Source organism: Candidatus Paceibacterota bacterium (genome assembly GCA_041661265.1).
Classification (GTDB): domain Bacteria; phylum Patescibacteriota; class Minisyncoccia; order JAHIHE01; family JAGLIN01; genus JBAZUT01.
The window spans coordinates 115,828-134,077 of the sequence record JBAZUT010000002.1 but is presented as its reverse complement, the minus strand read 5'-3'; the positions used below and the strand labels follow the sequence as shown (position 1 = coordinate 134,077).

The 18,250-nt window shown below is 42.3% G+C and carries 18 protein-coding genes and 1 other RNA gene; 7 read left to right on the top strand and 12 right to left on the bottom strand.

The features are described 5' to 3' along the window. Window positions 1-81: 81 nt before the first annotated feature. The 5 genes from rplT to smpB all read right to left on the bottom strand — a co-directional run bounded on the left by rplT (window position 82) and on the right by smpB (window position 2,388). On the bottom strand, window positions 82-441 hold the full coding sequence (rplT, locus tag WC788_02160; GenBank protein ID MFA6096414.1) for a 50S ribosomal protein L20: 360 nt from the start codon (window positions 439-441) through the stop codon (window positions 82-84). A gap of 23 nt (window positions 442-464) precedes the next feature. Continuing rightward, on the bottom strand, window positions 465-650 hold the full coding sequence (locus tag WC788_02155) for a 50S ribosomal protein L35 (GenBank protein MFA6096413.1): 186 nt from the start codon (window positions 648-650) through the stop codon (window positions 465-467). A 113-nt stretch (window positions 651-763) separates the two neighbouring features. After that, window positions 764-1,309 carry a translation initiation factor IF-3 gene (infC, locus tag WC788_02150; GenBank protein MFA6096412.1) on the bottom strand — a complete coding sequence of 182 codons (546 nt, stop codon included), beginning with the start codon at window positions 1,307-1,309 and terminating at the stop codon, window positions 764-766. Between the two features lie 182 nt (window positions 1,310-1,491). Further along, window positions 1,492-1,882, bottom strand: a transfer-messenger RNA (tmRNA) gene (gene ssrA / locus WC788_02145). Window positions 1,883-1,938: 56 nt separating this feature from the next. Then, window positions 1,939-2,388: an SsrA-binding protein SmpB gene (gene smpB, locus WC788_02140; protein MFA6096411.1), complete on the bottom strand. Its 450-nt coding sequence runs from the start codon at window positions 2,386-2,388 to the stop codon at window positions 1,939-1,941. A gap of 111 nt (window positions 2,389-2,499) precedes the next feature. Here smpB and WC788_02135 point away from each other — a divergent pair, with 111 nt between their 5' ends. Next, on the top strand, window positions 2,500-3,666 hold the full coding sequence (locus tag WC788_02135; GenBank protein MFA6096410.1) for a glycosyltransferase family 1 protein: 1,167 nt from the start codon (window positions 2,500-2,502) through the stop codon (window positions 3,664-3,666). Window positions 3,667-3,774: 108 nt separating this feature from the next. On the opposite strand, the gene WC788_02130 is transcribed toward WC788_02135, so the two are convergent. After that, a complete protein-coding gene (locus WC788_02130; GenBank protein ID MFA6096409.1) occupies window positions 3,775-4,491 on the bottom strand; it encodes a hypothetical protein in 717 nt (238 codons plus the stop codon). Window positions 4,492-4,695: 204 nt separating this feature from the next. On the opposite strand from WC788_02130, the gene WC788_02125 reads away from it, so the two are divergent. The 3 genes from WC788_02125 to WC788_02115 all read left to right on the top strand — a co-directional run bounded on the left by WC788_02125 (window position 4,696) and on the right by WC788_02115 (window position 10,825). Then, on the top strand, window positions 4,696-8,337 hold the full coding sequence (locus WC788_02125) for a class I tRNA ligase family protein (GenBank protein MFA6096408.1): 3,642 nt from the start codon (window positions 4,696-4,698) through the stop codon (window positions 8,335-8,337). Window positions 8,338-8,349: 12 nt separating this feature from the next. Next, on the top strand, window positions 8,350-9,192 hold the full coding sequence (recO, locus tag WC788_02120) for a DNA repair protein RecO (protein ID MFA6096407.1): 843 nt from the start codon (window positions 8,350-8,352) through the stop codon (window positions 9,190-9,192). An 82-nt stretch (window positions 9,193-9,274) separates the two neighbouring features. Continuing rightward, entirely contained in the window at window positions 9,275-10,825 is a 1,551-nt protein-coding gene (locus WC788_02115; protein ID MFA6096406.1) for a glycosyltransferase family 2 protein, read from the top strand. Between the two features lie 107 nt (window positions 10,826-10,932). Here WC788_02115 and WC788_02110 read toward each other — a convergent pair whose 3' ends face one another. Further along, on the bottom strand, window positions 10,933-11,388 hold the full coding sequence (locus WC788_02110) for a hypothetical protein (GenBank protein MFA6096405.1): 456 nt from the start codon (window positions 11,386-11,388) through the stop codon (window positions 10,933-10,935). A 106-nt stretch (window positions 11,389-11,494) separates the two neighbouring features. Continuing rightward, complete coding sequence (locus WC788_02105) at window positions 11,495-12,013, bottom strand: hypothetical protein (protein MFA6096404.1); 519 nt, start codon at window positions 12,011-12,013, stop codon at window positions 11,495-11,497. Between the two features lie 41 nt (window positions 12,014-12,054). Here WC788_02105 and WC788_02100 point away from each other — a divergent pair, with 41 nt between their 5' ends. Together WC788_02100 and rplU are read left to right on the top strand one after the other, a co-directional pair. Next, window positions 12,055-13,110, top strand: a complete 1,056-nt coding sequence (locus tag WC788_02100; GenBank protein ID MFA6096403.1) for an MraY family glycosyltransferase — start codon at window positions 12,055-12,057, stop codon at window positions 13,108-13,110. Window positions 13,111-13,210: 100 nt separating this feature from the next. Further along, window positions 13,211-13,528: a 50S ribosomal protein L21 gene (rplU, locus tag WC788_02095; GenBank protein MFA6096402.1), complete on the top strand. Its 318-nt coding sequence runs from the start codon at window positions 13,211-13,213 to the stop codon at window positions 13,526-13,528. 81 nt (window positions 13,529-13,609) lie between these two features. Here rplU and WC788_02090 read toward each other — a convergent pair whose 3' ends face one another. The 3 genes from WC788_02090 to dnaB all read right to left on the bottom strand — a co-directional run bounded on the left by WC788_02090 (window position 13,610) and on the right by dnaB (window position 16,121). After that, window positions 13,610-13,873, bottom strand: a complete 264-nt coding sequence (locus tag WC788_02090; GenBank protein MFA6096401.1) for a hypothetical protein — start codon at window positions 13,871-13,873, stop codon at window positions 13,610-13,612. A gap of 105 nt (window positions 13,874-13,978) precedes the next feature. Continuing rightward, window positions 13,979-14,578, bottom strand: a complete 600-nt coding sequence (gene recR, locus WC788_02085; protein ID MFA6096400.1) for a recombination mediator RecR — start codon at window positions 14,576-14,578, stop codon at window positions 13,979-13,981. 175 nt (window positions 14,579-14,753) lie between these two features. Next, complete coding sequence (dnaB, locus tag WC788_02080) at window positions 14,754-16,121, bottom strand: replicative DNA helicase (protein MFA6096399.1); 1,368 nt, start codon at window positions 16,119-16,121, stop codon at window positions 14,754-14,756. A 308-nt stretch (window positions 16,122-16,429) separates the two neighbouring features. Between dnaB and WC788_02075 the strand changes: the two genes are divergently transcribed. Then, on the top strand, window positions 16,430-16,690 hold the full coding sequence (locus WC788_02075; protein MFA6096398.1) for a hypothetical protein: 261 nt from the start codon (window positions 16,430-16,432) through the stop codon (window positions 16,688-16,690). Between the two features lie 14 nt (window positions 16,691-16,704). Here WC788_02075 and cysS read toward each other — a convergent pair whose 3' ends face one another. After that, window positions 16,705-18,096, bottom strand: a complete 1,392-nt coding sequence (gene cysS / locus WC788_02070; GenBank protein MFA6096397.1) for a cysteine--tRNA ligase — start codon at window positions 18,094-18,096, stop codon at window positions 16,705-16,707. Between the last annotated feature and the right edge of the window lie 154 nt (window positions 18,097-18,250).

The following is an 18,250-nucleotide window of genomic DNA, read 5'->3' as shown; positions in this document are numbered from 1 at the left end:
TGAGGCCCAAAAATCTAAAAAATAATCGGGTTTGATCACATAAAAAAACAACCCATACGAGGCTGTTTTTTTAAATGCGTGCTATTGTTTGATCTGGGTTTTTGCTTTTTCAACGATCTTTGCAAATATCTCCGGATTGTTCAATGCGAGATCTGAAAGGACTTTCCTGTCGATGTCGATTTTTGCGTTCTTGGCGGCGTTTATGAATCTGCTGTAGCTTATCCCGTATTCTCTTACTGCGGCGTTCAGCCTGATCAGCCACAATGCTCTCATTGTCCTTTTTTTAGCGCGTCTATCTCGGAATGCATAAACTCCGGCATGCATCAGATGCTCTTTTGCTCTGATGAATTTGTTCTTTTTACCGTTCTCAAAACCTTTCGCTCTTCTCAGGACATTCTTTCTTCTTTTATGGGACATTACCCCTCGTTTGATTCTTGTCATATGTTGAGTTTATCTTTTACTTATTAAATCTGTTTCTTGATGGCATTCTTCAGTGAACTTGATATTGTCTTGTCCAGTCTTTTTCTTCTTGTTACGTTGCCGGATTCTCTGGAGTTGAAATGATCCTGATTGGCCGATCTTGCCATGACTTTGCCTGTTTTGGTGATCTTGAACCTCTTGGCTACCGCTTTTCTTGTTTTGGATTTCATTGTTGTAATATTTAAACTTAATTATTACGGTTTCTACTTAATGTTTCGGCGGCGCCGAATCCTCTCGTAAAAAACCCACCCTGATACCCTGTAGCAAAGCTGCAGGGTTGGGTTTATTTCTTAAATTCCAGGATGATTATAAAGCCTTGTGGAGTTTTTTGCAAGCCCTTTTCGGAGAATATCTCTTTTGCGGCGTTTTTAGGGTCCGCTTTTACGAATTCGCGCACCATCTGAAGGAATTTTTCGATCTTTTCCCGAGCAAAGTCAATATTCGCTTTTTCTCTTCCTTTCAGGAACATGTCTATTTTCGCCTTGTGGCCCTTTTCCATAAATTTGATGGCGTTCTTTGCCTTGAACTCCATATCGTGTTTCTCGATCCTGATCGAGAGCCTTATTCCTTTTGTGCCTACCGTTTTCTGTTTTGCGCTTTGCTGCCGTTTCTGCTTTGCGATCTTATAAAGGAATTTCCCGTAATCCATGATCTTGCAGACCGGGGGATTGAGGTTCGGAGAAACTTCCACGAGATCAAGGGTTTTTTCGGTCGCCAGTCTCAAGGCATCGCTGATGCTCATAATGCCCAACTTCTCTCCATCGTCGCCGATAATTGAAGCTTCCGGCAGTCTTATCTGGTGGTTTATCCTGAATTCTTTTTGTGCTATATGTTTACAATTAATTTTTAATTTCTAATTTCTAATTCCTAAATAATTTCTGAATATATAATTTTTAAATTAAGTTATTGGAATATTAATTAAAAACCAGAGATTGAAGAATCTTTCTTGAAACTGAAATACTTATCAAAAAATAAGTTTTACCCGGTAACTGAAAGCGGGGGTGGGAAATTAAGTGGAGATGGCGGGAGTTGAACCCGCGTGTAAGATATCCCTTCAAAGACCTTCTACCAATATATGCTGTTCGAAGTGGGATCTATGGGTGATGAACAGCCAAGTTACCCGTAGATCCTTGCTTGGTGTATTTTCGCGGCTTGATCCCAAGCGGTCAAGCGCTATCCTGGAATATGACACCGAGGTTTACCTACCAAGAATCGGTAATTCGATGGCTATCGGCTTAAATTAAGCAATAGCGGTTGAAAAAGACGGCATTCTGAATAGAGATGCCACTTTTTCTGTAAGTGATTTTGCACTTATGATTTGCCCGAAGGTTTTATGAGATTACAGGCGTGCTCAATTGGCAGTCTTTAAATCAGATTCCTATCGAATCCAAATTTCATCCCCGATAGGATCCTAATTTCATTTCAATGATCATGAACTTAGTCAGGCACTAAATAAAATTAGGCCTTAGGTCTTAAAGCTCTTGCAATTCTCATTTTGTCTTCTCTTTTCTTGATATCTTCCCGCTTATCAACCTTCTTTTTTCCTTTTCCTATGCCGAATTCAAGCTTTATCAAACCATGTATGGAGTATACCTTAATTGGCACCAATGTCAAGCCTCTCTGGGTTATCTTTCCGAGGAGGGTTTTTATTTCCTGTTTATGCAGCATGACCTTCCGGGGTCTTGTGGGATCATAGCTTTCGGAGGTGTTTTTGGGCTGATAGGCGGGAACATTGGAATTGGTGAGAAACAGTTCCAAGCCGCGGGAAGTGACATATGCGCCCTTGAGGCTCATGTGTCCGGATTTGATCGATTTGACCTCCTGTCCGGACAACACCAAACCGCCCTCCCGCTTTTCCAGGATCTCATAGTCAAAAGTCGCCCGTTTGTTTATTGCTAAGATTTTCATAATTTAAGTCTATCACAATGAATGAGCCAGTGGCAATGTTGAAATCATATTTGACACTGAATTTATACGGGGTCATAATTGGGGTATCAGATAAGAAAATAATTCAATTATATGAGAATTGGAATAGACGCGCAAACAATATTGAATCCGGAATTGGGAGATGCCGCAGGATTAGGGCATTATACCTATCAATTGATCAGGCATCTGCTTGAAATTGACAAAGAAAATGAATATTTTCTGTATTTTAATTATAGAGTGAGGGACAAGGATATAAAGAAGTTCAGCCGGCCGAATGTGACCATAAGGCATTTCCCGTTCTCCTATTATAAAAAATTCCTTCCCGTTGCATATTCCGAGATGCTTGCGTCGGCATATTTCACTCACGACAATCTGGATGTTCTGCATGTTCCCGGAGGGAGGGTTCCGATGACATACAGAGGAAGGCTGGTGGTGACGTCCTATTATCTTGCAATGAAAAAGTTTCCGGATATGTTCCCTCAGAAGAGTGTCATGAAGTTCAAGCTCAAACCCCCTGCATTTAAAAAAGCGGATATGGTCATTGCAACGAGCGAGTCCGCAAGGAAGGATCTTGTAGGAGACTTCGAAGTTGAGGATAAGAAGATCAGAGTGGTCTATAATGCGTTTGATGAAAAATTCTTCAAAGAGGCTCCCATAAGCGAGATCCAGAGGGTCAAAGAAAAATACGGGATCGACGGCGAATATATACTTTTTATGAATACTATCAAGCCTTTGAACAATCTTTCCAGGCTGATCGAGGCTTTTTCAAAATTGAGGCTGATCCTGAAAGGAAAAAAACCAAATTCCAAATATAAGCTGGTTCTTGCCGGCAAGAACGGATGGCTGTCCGACGAGATAAGGCAGACTGCGAAAGATTTCGGGCTGAAGAATGAGGTTCTGTTTCCGGGATATATCGCGCCGGAGGATCTGAATGGAATATTTTCCGGAGCGGATGTTTTTGTTTCCGTTCCTGTCTATGAAGAATTCGGTTCATCCGTGCTTGAGGCGATGGCATGCGGAGTTCCGGTCATCTGTTCCGATGTCCCGTCCCACATTGAGATAACGGGAAATGCGGCCATGCATGTAAGTCCTTATGATATAGATGCCATGAAAAGCTCCATTCTGAAAATTCTTGATGATGAAAAATTGCGCGAGGATCTCAAGACGAAGGGAGTCGAGCAGGCAAAAAAATATCATTGGAAAAAAACTGCGGAAGAAACGCTGAAGATATACAAAGAAGTTGCGGGTGTAAGGAAATAAATTTATGAGATGACTGAAATTACACACCCCTAACCCCCTGCCTATCAGCAGGCTCTCAAGAGGGGATTTTGGTAAATAAAAAAAGATCCGTTTCGTTCGACGGATTTTTTATTTATATTTCAGGGTGAAATGTTCCCTTATTTCTTTTTCTGATGCAGGGACTGCTTCGATTATGGCGAATGCCAGCAATGGTTTTTCAATTGCGATCTTTGCGGCGACGCTTGGAACCTCCCTTGCGATATCGATTTCAAGATTGAAGAATGTTGCGATATCAACCGCCTTTTCGGGAAAGAACTTTGCGGTTTCGATCATTATTCCCTTTTGCTCATCTTCGCATTTCCTGGAGTCTTTTATTTTCGACAAGATCGGCATTATGTGATCCGGGAATTCCTGCCCTATCTCGCAGACCTTTTTCTTGATTAGGGCTATTTTCTGCTTTTCAATTTTAGGATCATCATCTGCATTGTACATCGCTTCAAAGAACATCAGGGTGATGCTATCCGGATTTTTCCTGGCTATCCTGAGCATTTTATCCGGAAAACAGAGGGCGATCTCGACAAGCTCTTCTTTCGGAAGGTTGGGCATATTGATGATCTCATCGACCTTATCCGGTATGATCTTTACAAGCTGCGATGCGAACCGGGGATTCTTGTAGATGAATTTCAGCGTGTCGCCGGGAGCGAGGCGGAACACCTCAATGATCTTTTCGTCATCTCCTTTCCTTTCAAGCATTTCCGCTATCAAAAGTGCCAGTTTTGGGTTGCATTTTGCCAAAATCAAGGCATTTTCGGGGTTTATGTCGATTTTATTTTTCGTGTCGGACAAAATATATCACCTTTGTATTACGTGTCCTTATTATAGGACAAGAATATGGCTATATCTATGCAATAAAGGCATATTCCCGGACCAAAATATTTTAGGGTTTCCTTGAAGTTTATTGGATATGAACGATTTTGTCAACATCGGGGAATATATTTACTTTTTGCTTATATTAGCTTAAAATGGATATGTAAACAAATAAATCATATTATGTTCAAAAAAGCCGATCCAAAGCAAAATTTTCCGGAAATGGAGCGTGAATTGATGGCATATTGGAAAGAAAATAAGATTTTCGAAAGATCCGTGGGCGAGGAGGGAGAAAAGCCGGCGTATAGCTTTTTTGACGGTCCTCCTTTTGCGACGGGACTTCCTCATTACGGGAACGTGGTGGCGAGTCTTATGAAAGATGCGGTGCCCAGGTTCTGGACCATGAAGGGAAAAAGAGTTGAGAGAAAGTGGGGTTGGGATTGTCATGGGCTTCCGATCGAGAATCTGATCGAAAAAGAGCATGGCATAAAGAACAAAAAGGACATAGAAAAGTGGGGCGTGGACAAGTTCAATGATGCCTGTCATTCATCTGTGCTTCGATATGCGGATGAGTGGAAAAAATTCATTCCGCGAGTCGGCAGGTGGGTGGATATGGATAATGACTACAAGACCATGGACTGGAAATACACGGAATCAATATGGTGGGTCTTTTCTGAACTGTATAAAAAAGGTCTGATATATGAAGGGAAAAAGTCCATGCATCTTTGCCCGAGATGTGAAACTACGCTATCCAATTTCGAAGTGACGCTGGGATACAAGACGGTAAAAGATTTTTCGGTTATCGTGAAATTCAAGATCACCGACAAAGCCTTCCTGGATAAGCAATGCACAGGAAAGCCGACAAGTTTTCTGGCGTGGACGACAACTCCATGGAGTGTTCCGACGACAATGGGCCTTGCTGTGGGCGGAGATTTCAGTTATACGCTGTTTTCGGCGCAAGGCGAACAATTCATTTGCGTAAAAGAAAGACTCCCTTATGTCATTGAAAAAGGTAAAGTTGAAAAATACGATGCCATAAAAGAGATAGAAGGAAAAGACATGGAGCATATTTCATATATTCATCCATTTTCCGATTTTTATAAAGATGACGACAGGGTTAAGAAAAATGAAAATGTCTATAAGACGCATTTGACGGATTATGTGAGCCTGGAAGACGGAACCGGGATCGTGACCATAAACGGGGCATTCGGCGAGATCGATATGCAGGCGGCAAAACAGATCGGGCTTCCAATAATCGTCAACGTGAGGACGGATGGCACATTCACTCCCGAGATGAAAGAATTCGCAGGTATGAAAGTGAAGTCTGCCGAAGACAGCCAGAAAACTGACATCGAGATCATAAAATATCTTGCTCACACCGGAACACTGTATGCCAAGGAGAAATACGAGCATAGCTACCCTCATTGCTGGAGATGCAATACTCCGCTCATCAATTATGCGACAAGCTCATGGTTTGTGAAGGTCACGGACATCAAGGACAAGATGATAAAGAACAACAAGAAGATAAGGTGGGTTCCGGAATATATCAAGGAAGGGAGATTCGGCAAGTGGCTTGAGGACGCGCGCGACTGGGCGGTTTCCAGGAGCAGGTTCTGGGGAGCTCCGCTTCCGGTCTGGAAGTGCAAGGATTGCGGAGAAAAATTGGTCGTAAGTTCGATCGATGAACTCAGGAATAATACTGAAAAGAAGATAACCAAGATCATTTTTATGCGCCATGGGGAGAGCGGAAAGAATCTGGAAAATATCAAATCGGACAGCCTTGAAAAATATCCGCTGACGGAGGATGGCATCGGACATGCCGAAAAAGCAGCGAAAGAACTGAAAGATAAAAAAATAGATATAATTATAACGTCTCCGGTCCTGCGCACCCGCCAGACTGCGGAAATAATAAGCAAAGCATTGAAAGCGGAGGTTGTTACAGATGATCTGGTGATGGAATATAAATATGGTTCATGGAACGATAGAACGGCCAAATATCTTCTGGAGAATGACGAGCTTTATAAAAAATACAAGAAGATCGCAACTCTTGAAGAAAAATATGATTTTGTCCTGGGCGGAGACGGGGAGTCGAGAAGGCAGATGGAAGTGCGCGTCAGAAAATTCATCGGCCGGTGCATAGAAAAATATCCCGGGAAGAACATTCTGGTCGTAAGCCATGGAGGCATCAATGCGATCTTCAGGAGGGTTTTGAGCGGAATTTCCATAGCGGATTGTTTCGTTGCGCAAGATGCGCTTGGGTATTGCGAGAGCGAGATATTCTATATTGACGAGGGCGGGCGGGAGTTCAATATGCATAAGCCGAACATCGACATGGTCAAGGCGAAATGTCCGAAGTGCGCGGGGGAAGCGGTAATTGTCGGAGACGTATTCGATTGCTGGTTCGAATCCGGATCGATGCCCTATGCCCAATATCATTATCCGTTTGAGAATGTTGAAAAATTCAATAAGAGTTTCCCGGCGGATTTCATTGCCGAAGGGTTGGACCAGACGAGGGGATGGTTCTATACTTTGATGGTTCTTTCAACTGCTCTCTTCGATAAGGCGGCATTCAAGAATGTGATCGTGAACGGGATAGTTCAGGCTGAAGACGGGCAGAAAATGAGCAAAAGCCTGAAGAACTATCCGGATCCGAATCTTCTTATTGAAAAATATGGCGCGGATTCCTTGCGATATTATCTGCTCTCTTCTCCGGTCATGAAAGGCGAGAATCTAAATTTTTCCGAGAAGGGCGTGGAGGAAGTTTTGAAGCGGTTCATTCTCATTCTTTGGAATGCCTACTCGTTTCTTGCGATGAATCTGGAGATGGCAAAACTCGAGGCAAAAGACCTCGAAAGCAAAAAAATATCAGATAATTTTCTCGACCGATGGATTGTGTCCGAACTGAATCTTCTTATAAGCGGAGTGAACGGCGAGATGGAAAACTATGATCTCGTTAAGGCTTCAAGACCCCTTCGTGATTTCACGGATAAACTTTCAAATTGGTATATCAGGAGATCAAGAAAGAGGTTTTCGTCCGAGAACGATGCTGAAGACAGAATGAATGCTTTCAGAACTTTATATTATGTCATGATCGAATATTCGAAAGTCATGGCGCCGTTCATGCCATTTCTTGCGGACGAAATCTTCAGGAATCTGACAGGAAATGCTTCGGTGCATCTGGAGAAATTCCCGGAAACAAATAAAAAATTGATTGATAACGAGCTGTCTCAGTCAATGGATTTGGTTCGCAGAGTAACTAAATTGGCTTTGGCGGCAAGAGCTAAAAATTCTATTAGAGTTAGGATGCCGTTGAGTGTGCTGATTATTGGGAAAATCGAGGCTACTAAGGAAACTAGTAATAAGTATGATGTGAAGGATAAATTTACAGATGCGGCACTCACCGATGAGTTATTTGAAATTATGAGGGATGAATTGAATGTTAAAGAGGCGCGTTATGTGAATGAATTTGAAACAAGAGAGGGATGGGCATATGAAGATGATGGCACAATAAAAATAGGATTATATCTTGAAATAACCGAAGAGCTTGAAATGGAGGGCTATTCGAGGGAGATCATCCGCCATATACAAACAATGAGAAAAGAGGCTAAATATGACAGAAACGATAGGATTTCGGTCGCCTATTCGTCCGGGGGTGGAAATGGGCTTGTCGGGAAGATCATGGGCGGATGGAAAGAAAGCATCCAAAAAGAGTGCCTTGCTTCCGATATAACGCCAATAGAAACGATAGAAAAAAATAATTTCGATCTTGTGAAGGATCTGAAGATAAGAGATGTAAATGTCGCGATTGGCGTAAAAAAGGCATAACACAAAAGTAAAATGTCAACATATAAGTCGGAGGGTATAATAATAAAGAGGCATAATTTCGGCGAATCGAGCCTGATTCTGGATTTTTATACGAAGGAATATGGAAAGGTGGAGGCTGTCGCAAGGAGTGCAAGAAAACACAGGGGAAAGTTGAAGGGTCATCTCGAGCTTTTTTTGTGCACGGATCTTATATTTGCGCATGCAAGGAGTATAGACAAGACAACCAGCAGTTTTACGTTAAAAAGTTTTTCATGCCTGAGAAAAAATTTCAGAGCGGCTTCGATAGCATATTATTTTTCCGAGCTTGTGGAAAAAATGACAATTGCCGGACACAGAGATGAAAGGATATATCACTTGCTGAAAGATAGCCTTGTTTTTCTGGATGAGTCTGCGGATATTTCCGCGCAGGAAAATTCTGCCGGGAGCAGACAGAGATCAGCCGGCCGTATGGATACGCTGGATCTTCTGGTGCTATTTTTCCAGATCAATATTCTGGATCTCGCCGGATATTCGGCGGAGTTCAGGAGGTGCGTTCATTGTCTGGAAAATCTGAATCCCGGTGAAAATTATTTCAGCCATTCCCTGGGAGGTATTGTCTGTGATAAGTGCACGTCGAGGGATAATCAGGCGGTATTTTTGGATGATAACGCCGTAAAACTGATGCGTTTTCTGCAATACAGAGGGGGGAGCGGATCAGTGGAACACTCGGCTCACCTGTCGGGAAGTATGAAAAATCTCAAAAAAATATGCGCTGAAGCGAAAATGGCGGGAATGCTCAATCATCTCATGAACACTTTCATAGAATTCAATATCGAGAGAAAGATAAGATCGATTGACTTTATCCGCATCATGTAATATAAATAGAAATTGAGATTAACAGTGCTATGGTATAATTAATCCGGGGGAGTGTGAAACCTATAATGCAACTGCATAACATATGAATGAAGAAAAATTTTATTTTCCGACATCCAAGCCGAAAGAACGCAAGGAACGGTATATCCAGAGGGCAATAGAGATGCTGCCGGGGATCGTGAGTTGGTCGTTTTTGATCGGCGGTGTCTATGTGTCGTACAATTTTCCGGTTATTATTGCCGTATTTATAATTATCTTCGATCTTTATTGGATGGTTAAGGTTTTTTATATAACCGTCTTCGCCATATACGGTTACAGGAGAATGAAGATATGGGAAGGCATGGACTGGCTTGCAAAATGCAGAGAATTGGCGGGGGAGAGGGATGATGCTGAAAAGGTCCGATTTGAGAACGTCTATCAGCTGATCATATTTCCCACATATAAAGAAGGGCTCGAGGTTCTCAGAACCACGCTTGACTGTATTGTGAATTCGAATTATCCCAAGGAAAAAATGATCGTTGTCGTTGCTTTCGAGGAAAGGGCGGGCGAGGAAGCTTTTTCGAGGGCGAAGATCCTTGAGGAGCTTTATACAAATAAGTTTTTCGCATATCTTACGACCGTTCATCCGGAAGGCATGGAGGGGGAGGCGAAAGTGAAGGGTGCGAATGCGAGCTGGGCGGCGGAAGAGGCAAGAATATTCCTTGATGAAAAAGGGATCGGATATGAGAATGTCATCGTTTCGACCTTCGATAGCGACACGTGCGTCCATCCGCAGTATTTTGCGTGCCTTGCCTATCAATTCATAAAAAATCCCAAAAGACATCAGCTGAGCTATCAGCCGCTTCCTCTCTATAACAACAATATCTGGGAGGCGAACAGCATTGTCCGCGTCATTATGGTAAGTTCATCGTTCTGGCAGATCATGCAGAGCGTGCGATATGACGAGATGGTGACCTTTTCGAGCCATTCAATGAGCTTCAAGACGCTTGTGGCCGTGAACTATTGGCCCAGGGACATGATATCGGATGACTCGATAATATATTGGAAATGTTTCTCTTATTACCACGGAAATTATCATGTTCAGCCGATCTATCTTTCAGTTTCGCTTGATGCCGTAATGGCGGAGAACTTTCTGAGCACTATCGCGAATCAATACAGGCAGCAGAGAAGATGGGCTTGGGGGATCGAGAATATTCCGATAGTATACAGATCGTTTCTGCATGACAGGAAGATACCCATTTTGAAAAAGATCTCCAGGGCATGGGAGGAGTTTATCGGAAGAATATCGTGGGGGCTTACTCCGATAATCATCTCTTTTTTCGGATGGCTTCCGATCATTCTCGGAGGGAATAATTTCAATCAGACGGTTCTGGCGCTGAACTTGCCGAAAGTTCTGGGATATCTCATGACCTTTGCGACGATCGGCCTGATCGTTTCGATGTTTCTTTCGATCTTCTTGCTCCCGAAGGCCCCCTATGGAACCAGCAGAATAAAAAAAATATCCATGGTTATACAGTGGATATTGGCTCCGATCATAGCAGTCCCTCTTGGAGCGCTTCCGATGCTTGATGCTCAGACAAGAATGCTGTTTGGAAAATATATGGAATTCTGGGTTACAAAAAAGGTGAGGAAATAACCGGATCCTTCAATTGGTCTCGCGTAAATTTGACGGATATGCCTTCTTGTTTCGGGAAATTCAGGTCGGCTGTCGGAGCGAGATTTAAAAAAAATAGGAACATTGTCCTATTCTGATTCGAAAATTAACGGTTTATCCGTATCGGTTACAAGAGTCGCATCCTGGAGGAGTAGAACAAAATATGATCCGCTGTCGCTATGCACTTTTCTCATTATTTTGGCATCTACGATCTTTCTGCTCTCGTTCATCGGGTATATGATCAATGTCATAAGAGCATCTCTCATCGCGTACTCGTCTTCCAGGCTGAACTTTTCAGTTTTGGAAAGATATTCATAAAGTTTTTCGGCGACTTCCATTGAGCCCGATGGAACTGAGAAAAATTCAAGCGCTTTCTTTTCAAGTTCGCTCATCCTTTTTCGTACAAGATTTCTCATCCTGATCGGCCTGTTGGCTTTTTCCAGCTCTGACCGCTCATAATCCTGGACCTGGACATGGATCAGTTCCCGGCGCGACTTAAATTCCTTCTCCATTTTCGTGCCTGTTTCTTTTTTTGAATTATCCAATGCTTTTGCCTCCTTTTGAATAATATAATACAAAGAAGTGAATAATGTCAATTATGTGTCCGGTCATTCTGATTGATTCCTGTACGATTATTAAAAAAAGGAATTGTTATTCCCTTTGACCTTTTGAGACAGTTTTTGTCCTTTTATATTTAACCAGGTTTATTACTTCATCCCGGCAGATAGTTTTTATTCCTTCCGGCCATTCTTCAAGCTCTATCTTGTTCTCCGGTTCTAGTTTCCCTACCATGGCTATTATTTTGAATTCGTCCGTACAGCCGAGTTCCCGATAGAGATCCGGGATCGTCATGCTTTTTTTCTCAAGAGCTTCCAGAAATTTATCTTCGTAGCTCAGGGAATAATATAAAGGAGACGGAATCACAGACCCATCAACCTCCATGGTGAAATCTGTCTTTTTGATAAAGTCATTCTTTATAAGCTCTTTGAGAATGCCGTTGACCTTTGATTCGTTGTTTATATTCAGGAGTTTATTCAACTCCTGGCTCGTGTATGGATTCCGGCCAAGAAGTTCCATGATGGCGTCAATCAATACGAAATCGGGCGGAGTTATGAGACTATCATTGAATTCCTTCACTTTGTTAATGATCTTTGTTAGTATATCTTTCATATACGACCTCCATTTTTGAATGTTACATAAGGCAGTACGTTATGTCAAATATAGCACTATATATACAACCATTTTTTCTGGCACTCTTCGCAAGCATTGCGCTGACTTTTTTTGTCGCTAAAATGTCGAGGAAATATGATCTTCTCCGGATGAGGACAACAAGCGGATCCTTGGAGAGGCCAATCTCCCGATTCGGCGGAGCATCGATGATAATATCATTTTTATTGATATTTTCTCTGAGCAGAGAGCTCGTTTTTGACGTGCTAAAGACCGGAATAGCTGTATCGTCGGTGATGATTTTAATATTCGGCATTTATGACGACCTTAAGGATGTGTCCTGGAAAAAACAGTTGCTGGTCCAGATATCCGTAGCTCTTATAATGATATATTCGGGGTTGACCGTCGATTATATCGCAAACCCGCTTGGCGGCAAAGAGTTTCGTCTGGATCAGTTTGTGATCGGTGATTATTCTGTTTTGGGATCTCTTTTCGTGTTGTTCTGGATCGTCGGATTTATGAATGTCATGAATTGGCTCGATGGTTCGGATGGCCTCGCGGGAGGAGTCGGTTTTATCGGAGCGGTCACATTGTTCATTATCAGCATTTCTGATATTGTAAATCAGCCGCCGCTTGCGATCATGGCCATAGCCCTGGCCGGTTCGACACTTGGCTTTTTGATATTCAATATGCATCCGGCAAGGATCTTCATGGGAACAAGCGGTTCGTATTTTTTGGGTTTTATGCTGTCAGTTCTTGCCATATTTTCGGGAGGGAAGATAGCGACCGCGCTTCTTATTATGGGGTTTCCGATAATTGATGCCATGTGGGTAATGGCAGTGAGAATGAGATCGGGAAATTCTCCTTTTACGGGAGATGCGACCCATCTTCATTATCGTCTATTGAAAAGGGGATGGTCACAGAAAAAGATCGCATATTTTGTCTATGTGATATGCGCTGTGTTTGCAGTTGCTGCCATATTTTTTCAAAATATCGGAAAAATAATATCTTTGATCCTGCTTTTCGTTCTGGCGAATTATCTGATCTATGAATTCGGCATAAAGGGCGAAAAGGGCAAAATTATTGACACAAAGCAGTAATAGTGATAGAATTCTATTGTTAAAAATAGTTAGGCAAAGCTATTTAAGTCTTGAAGCCGAAATAGCCTTTGTTTTTTTAAGTAATTAGTTATTGAATAATATGATAGCAGTTATCAAAACCGGCGGAAAACAATACAAAGTTTCTCCAAGCGACAAGCTAAAGATCGAGAAAATTGAAGGCGAAGAGGGGTCAAAGGTCATTTTCGACAGCGTTCTTATGGTTTCTTCGAAGGATGCCAAAGAGGTTGTTGTCGGTGAACCGTTGATAAAGGGAGCCAAGGTTGAGGCCAAGATCCTGAAACAGGGAAGGCATGACAAAGTGACTGTCGTCAAGCATAAGGCCAAGAAAAGATATAACAGGAATGGTTCTCACAGACAGCCGTATACTGAGATCGAAATAGAAAAAATAACAAAATAAATTTGTTTGAATATTTTAAAGCAAACCCCGCAGAGGGGTTTGTTTTTGTATAAAAAAACAAGGCCATTCTGCCCTGTGGTGTCAAGCATTTTTTGTCTTTACTGCATCCAGGATCAGGTCTTTTATTTCAGATTCATTCATTTTCAATCCGGTTATTTTGAGGCCTATCATCAATGAAAGCTGAGCAAGATGCGGATTTTTGGAAAAGGGGCTTTCGGTGATCCTATTCTTTTTTGCATCGAGAATGTCTCTGGACATCATTTTTGCTGCTTTAATGTCTATTTCTTTTTTTCTGCAGCCGTTATTGCGCTCCAGGAAAAAGATATTCCATATATCGTTCTTCATTCTGTATTTTTTTATCCATTTTTCATCCTCGGCCGACATTCTCTCGATGAGACAGTTCAATATCGTGCTGAAGAACAGGGAATTCTTTGCGATGTTAACACCTCCTTAAATGATCTCTTTTCTTCCCGAAAGGGCGCTCGATATCGTTATTTCATCGGCGTATTCCAGGTCGCTTCCCGTGGAAAGGCCGCGCGCGAGCCTTGTTACTTTTATCTTAGACTTTGACAGTAATTTTGACAAGTAAAGCGCAGTTGTCTCTCCTTCCGTATTGGGATTTGTTGCGATAATTATCTCCTGGATCCCATTATCTTTTATTCTTGCGGTCAATTCCTTGATCTTCAGGTTATCCGGTCCGATCCCTTCATTCGGCCTGATCACGCCTCCAAGGACGTGGTAAAGGCCGTTGTACTGCCTTGTTTTTTCGATTGCAGGGATATTCATGGCCTCTTCGACTATGCAAATAGTGCTTTTGTCGCGTTTGGAATTGGAGCAGAACTCACAAAGTTCTTTTTCGGATATATTGAAACATATCCGGCATATCTGCATATCCTTTTTGAGTTTTATGATCGCATCGCTCAGGAGCGATAGTTCTTCATCCGATCTTCGGAGCAGATTAAAAGCGAACCGAGCTGCTGTACGCGGTCCGATTCCGGGAAGCTTTGAAAATTCGTCTATCAGATTTTGCAGCGGTCGGGGATAGGACATGAATAATGTAAAATTTAAAATGTAAAATTAAAAAATAATTATCAATTCACGATGAATAATTAATGACAAAATTATCAAACTGTCTGATAATTGAGAAATTGATAATTTATTGAAAATTGATAATTGTAAATTGACATTTGTAAATAGTAAAATATTGCGATTTACTGTTTACTTATCACTCGTGTCTTCTGTCCAGGTTTTTGAAGCTGGTGCATTGCTCATTGAAATACAATTTCACTTCGCCGATCGGGCCATTTCTGTGCTTGGAAACAAGTATATCCGCAATGTTCTTGTTTTCGGTGCTCTTGTTGACCCTGTCTTCTCTGTATATGAAGAGCACGACATCGGCATCCTGCTCGATAGACCCGCTTTCCCTGAGATCCGATAGTTTCGGTTTTTGGTCCTGTCTTGATTCGATGCCCCTCGAGAGCTGCGAAAGCGCAACAATGGGGATATTCAATTCTCTGGCGAGTCCTTTGAGAGATCTTGATATCTCGCTCACTTCCTGTACGCGATTATCGGTTTTCCCTCTTCCTTCAATGAGCTGCAGGTAGTCGATAATTATAAGTCCCAGGCCATGCTCCGCCTGAAGCCGGCGCGCCATTGTTCTCATCTCCATGACATTCAGCGTGGCGGTGTCATCGATGAAAATGGGGGATTCGGACAATATTCCCATTGCATGGCCGATCCTCGAAAAATCGTCATTCTCTCCGGTGCTGGAAAGTTTTCCCGTCCTGAGTTTCCACAGATCGATATTCGCTTCCGCGCAGATCAGCCTGTCGATCATTTCATCTTTTGACATTTCGAGCGAAAAGATCCCGACGGAAACTTTTTCTCTTGTTGCGGCATGTCTTGCGATGTCCATGGCAAGAGAAGACTTGCCGACGCTGGGCCTCGCGCCAAGAATTATAAGATTTGATTTTTGAAGTCCCGCCAGGATGTTGTCCAGGTCGGTGAATCCCGTAGGAATGCCCCGGAGCTTTCCTTTGTTTTTGTGCAGTTCGTCGATCCTGTCGAAAGCTTCTTCCAGCGCCGGTTTGATCGGAGAAAAATCCTGTCTGACGTGCTTCTGGGAAACCGCAAATATCTTCTGTTCGGCATTATCAAGTATCTTATCAACCTCTTCGGTCTCATTATACGAATTCTCGATTATTTGCGAGGCATTGTCTATAAGTTTTCTGAGAACCGCTTTTTTTTCGACGATCTTTGCATAGTGGATCACGTTGGCGGCTGTCGGAACCGTGTTGGCGAGCGACGCAAGATAGCTGTGTCCTCCTATTCCATCAAGTTCGCCGGTCTCATTGAGCCTGTTCGAAAGGCTGAGGATGTCGATCGGTTCATGGTGTTCATAGAGATAGAGCATCGCGTCGAATATCTTTCCATGCGTGTTCTTATAAAAATCTTCAGGATTGATCAGGTCCGCGATCTTGATTATGGCGTTCTTGTCTATCATAAGCGAGCCTAGAACGGACTGTTCGGCTTCGACGTTCTGAGGCGGAAGTTTGTTGCTTTCGAAGGCGGGATTTTTCGTTTCCTGGGCCATGTTGATATTTAAATAATTTTAGCTGAATAACTTGGAATTTATTTATATCTACGATGATGATATGAAGAATGAAAGTATTAAGTATATAGTATTTAGTATTAAGGCATTATACGAGAATTGATTTGCTAAATACTTAATACTATATACTAAATACTGAATTTGTCTGCAGATTCAGTATATCATGTTAATGGTTAATGGCAACGGCGGAATTATGCTCTGTTTGTGCACATTTAACCAACAAATCGGATCAATGCCGCACCTTTACTATATCTGGAATATGTGGTAGTATTTTTCAAAAGAGGCAGATTATGGAGGAAAAAACAATAAAAGAAATAGCGGATAGGATGCTCAAAGGAAGCGTTGTTCCGGAAAATGGAGAATTGAGGTTTGTCATACATACAAACACAAGGGTCAATCCCGGAACCAAGACCTATATGCCGGTCAAAGGCATTCTGGTCATAAATAAAAAAGAAAGTTTCATTATAGAATCTGAAAACGGCAATAAATGGAAGGAAGATACTCTGTGTATCGCAAGCGAAGTTTATAAGCTTGTTTATTCAGATAAATAGAAGCAGGTCTTGGCCTACTTCTTTTTTATGATCTGTCCGTCTTTCGTGTCTTTTATGGAAAACCCTTTTTTCTCTATCAGATCTCTCAGCTCATCGGATCTTTTCCAGTCCTTGTTTTTTCTCGCTTCAAGCCTTTCGCCGGATAATTTTTGAATATTTTCCGGGATTTCAGTTGAAACGGTTTTTATGTTTTTGAGGTTAAATCCGAAAAAGCGGTCAAATTTGAGAAGTGTTTCTTTTTTGTCGCAAGCGGAGTAATCTTTCGATCTGATCATTTCCCATGCGGTTGCCAGCGCTTTTGGGGTGTCCAGGTTGTTTTCCAGAGACTCTCTGAACTTATCATCGAATTCGCTGATCACATAACCTTCTTCCTGTTCACCCTTGTTTTCATCGGATCCCATGAACTCGATCATCTTGTTCAGGGCATTCTGGCCGGCTTCAAGGCTTTTCCACGTGAAATTCAATTGAGACGTGAAATGCGTGGTGAGGCACAAATAGCGGAAAGAGATCGGATCTATCTTCCTTTTTTCGAACTCGGAAATAGGATAGAAATTACCCTTTGATTTAGACATCTTTTCTCCGTCAACCAGAAGATGGCGTCCATGTATCCAATAGTTTACGAATTTTTTCCCGCTGGCTCCTTCGGATTGCGCTATTTCATCTTCGTGGTGGGGGAATACATTGTCTTCTCCTCCGGTGTGGACATCGATCGTTTCGCCGAGATTGCTCGAGCTCATTGCGGAACATTCAATATGCCATCCGGGGTAGCCGCGGCTCCAGGGAGAATCCCATTGCATCAGGTGATCGGGATCGGCTTTGAGCCAAAGGGCGAAATCATAAGGATTCTTTTTGTCGGGATGCGCTTCCAAGCGAGCTCCTATTTTCAGATTTTCCAGCGTGTTCCCGGACAGCTTTCCGTAATCGGCAAATTTATCGACATCATAATAAACAGATCCCTTGACCTCATATGCAAAGCCTTTTTCTATGAGTTTTTTTATCATTTCTATCATCTGGGGGATATATTCGGTGGCTCTGGGGAAATTGAAGGCAGGAAGTATGTTAAGTTTGGTTTCATCTTCATGGAACGATTTTTCGTAGAATCGGGCAATATCATAGGGGCTCTTTTTTTCGCGTTTTGCGGCCTTGAGCATCTTATCCTCTCCGGCTTCAATGTCGTCCTGAGTGAGATGTCCGACATCAGTGATGTTCTTGATCTGTTTGACCTCATAACCGGAATATTCGAACATTCTTCTGAGGAAATCCGCCATGAGATATGTCCTGAAATTGCCGATATGCACATAGTCATAAACGGTAGGACCGCAGTTATACATGCGAACTTTGTCCTTTTCGATGGACTTGAATTCCTCGAGTTTCCTTGAAAATGTGTTATAGAGTTTTATTGGCATATTCATTGTTAAATTAATTTCAATTTAATTATACATTAAAATATCATTTTGCCAACAAAAAACAGCCTTAGTGGCATGATTTGGTAATTAAGGAAGGAATGTGCGCCGGAGGGGAATCCTGCATGCGCAAAGAGGAAATATTGATGAGACCGCA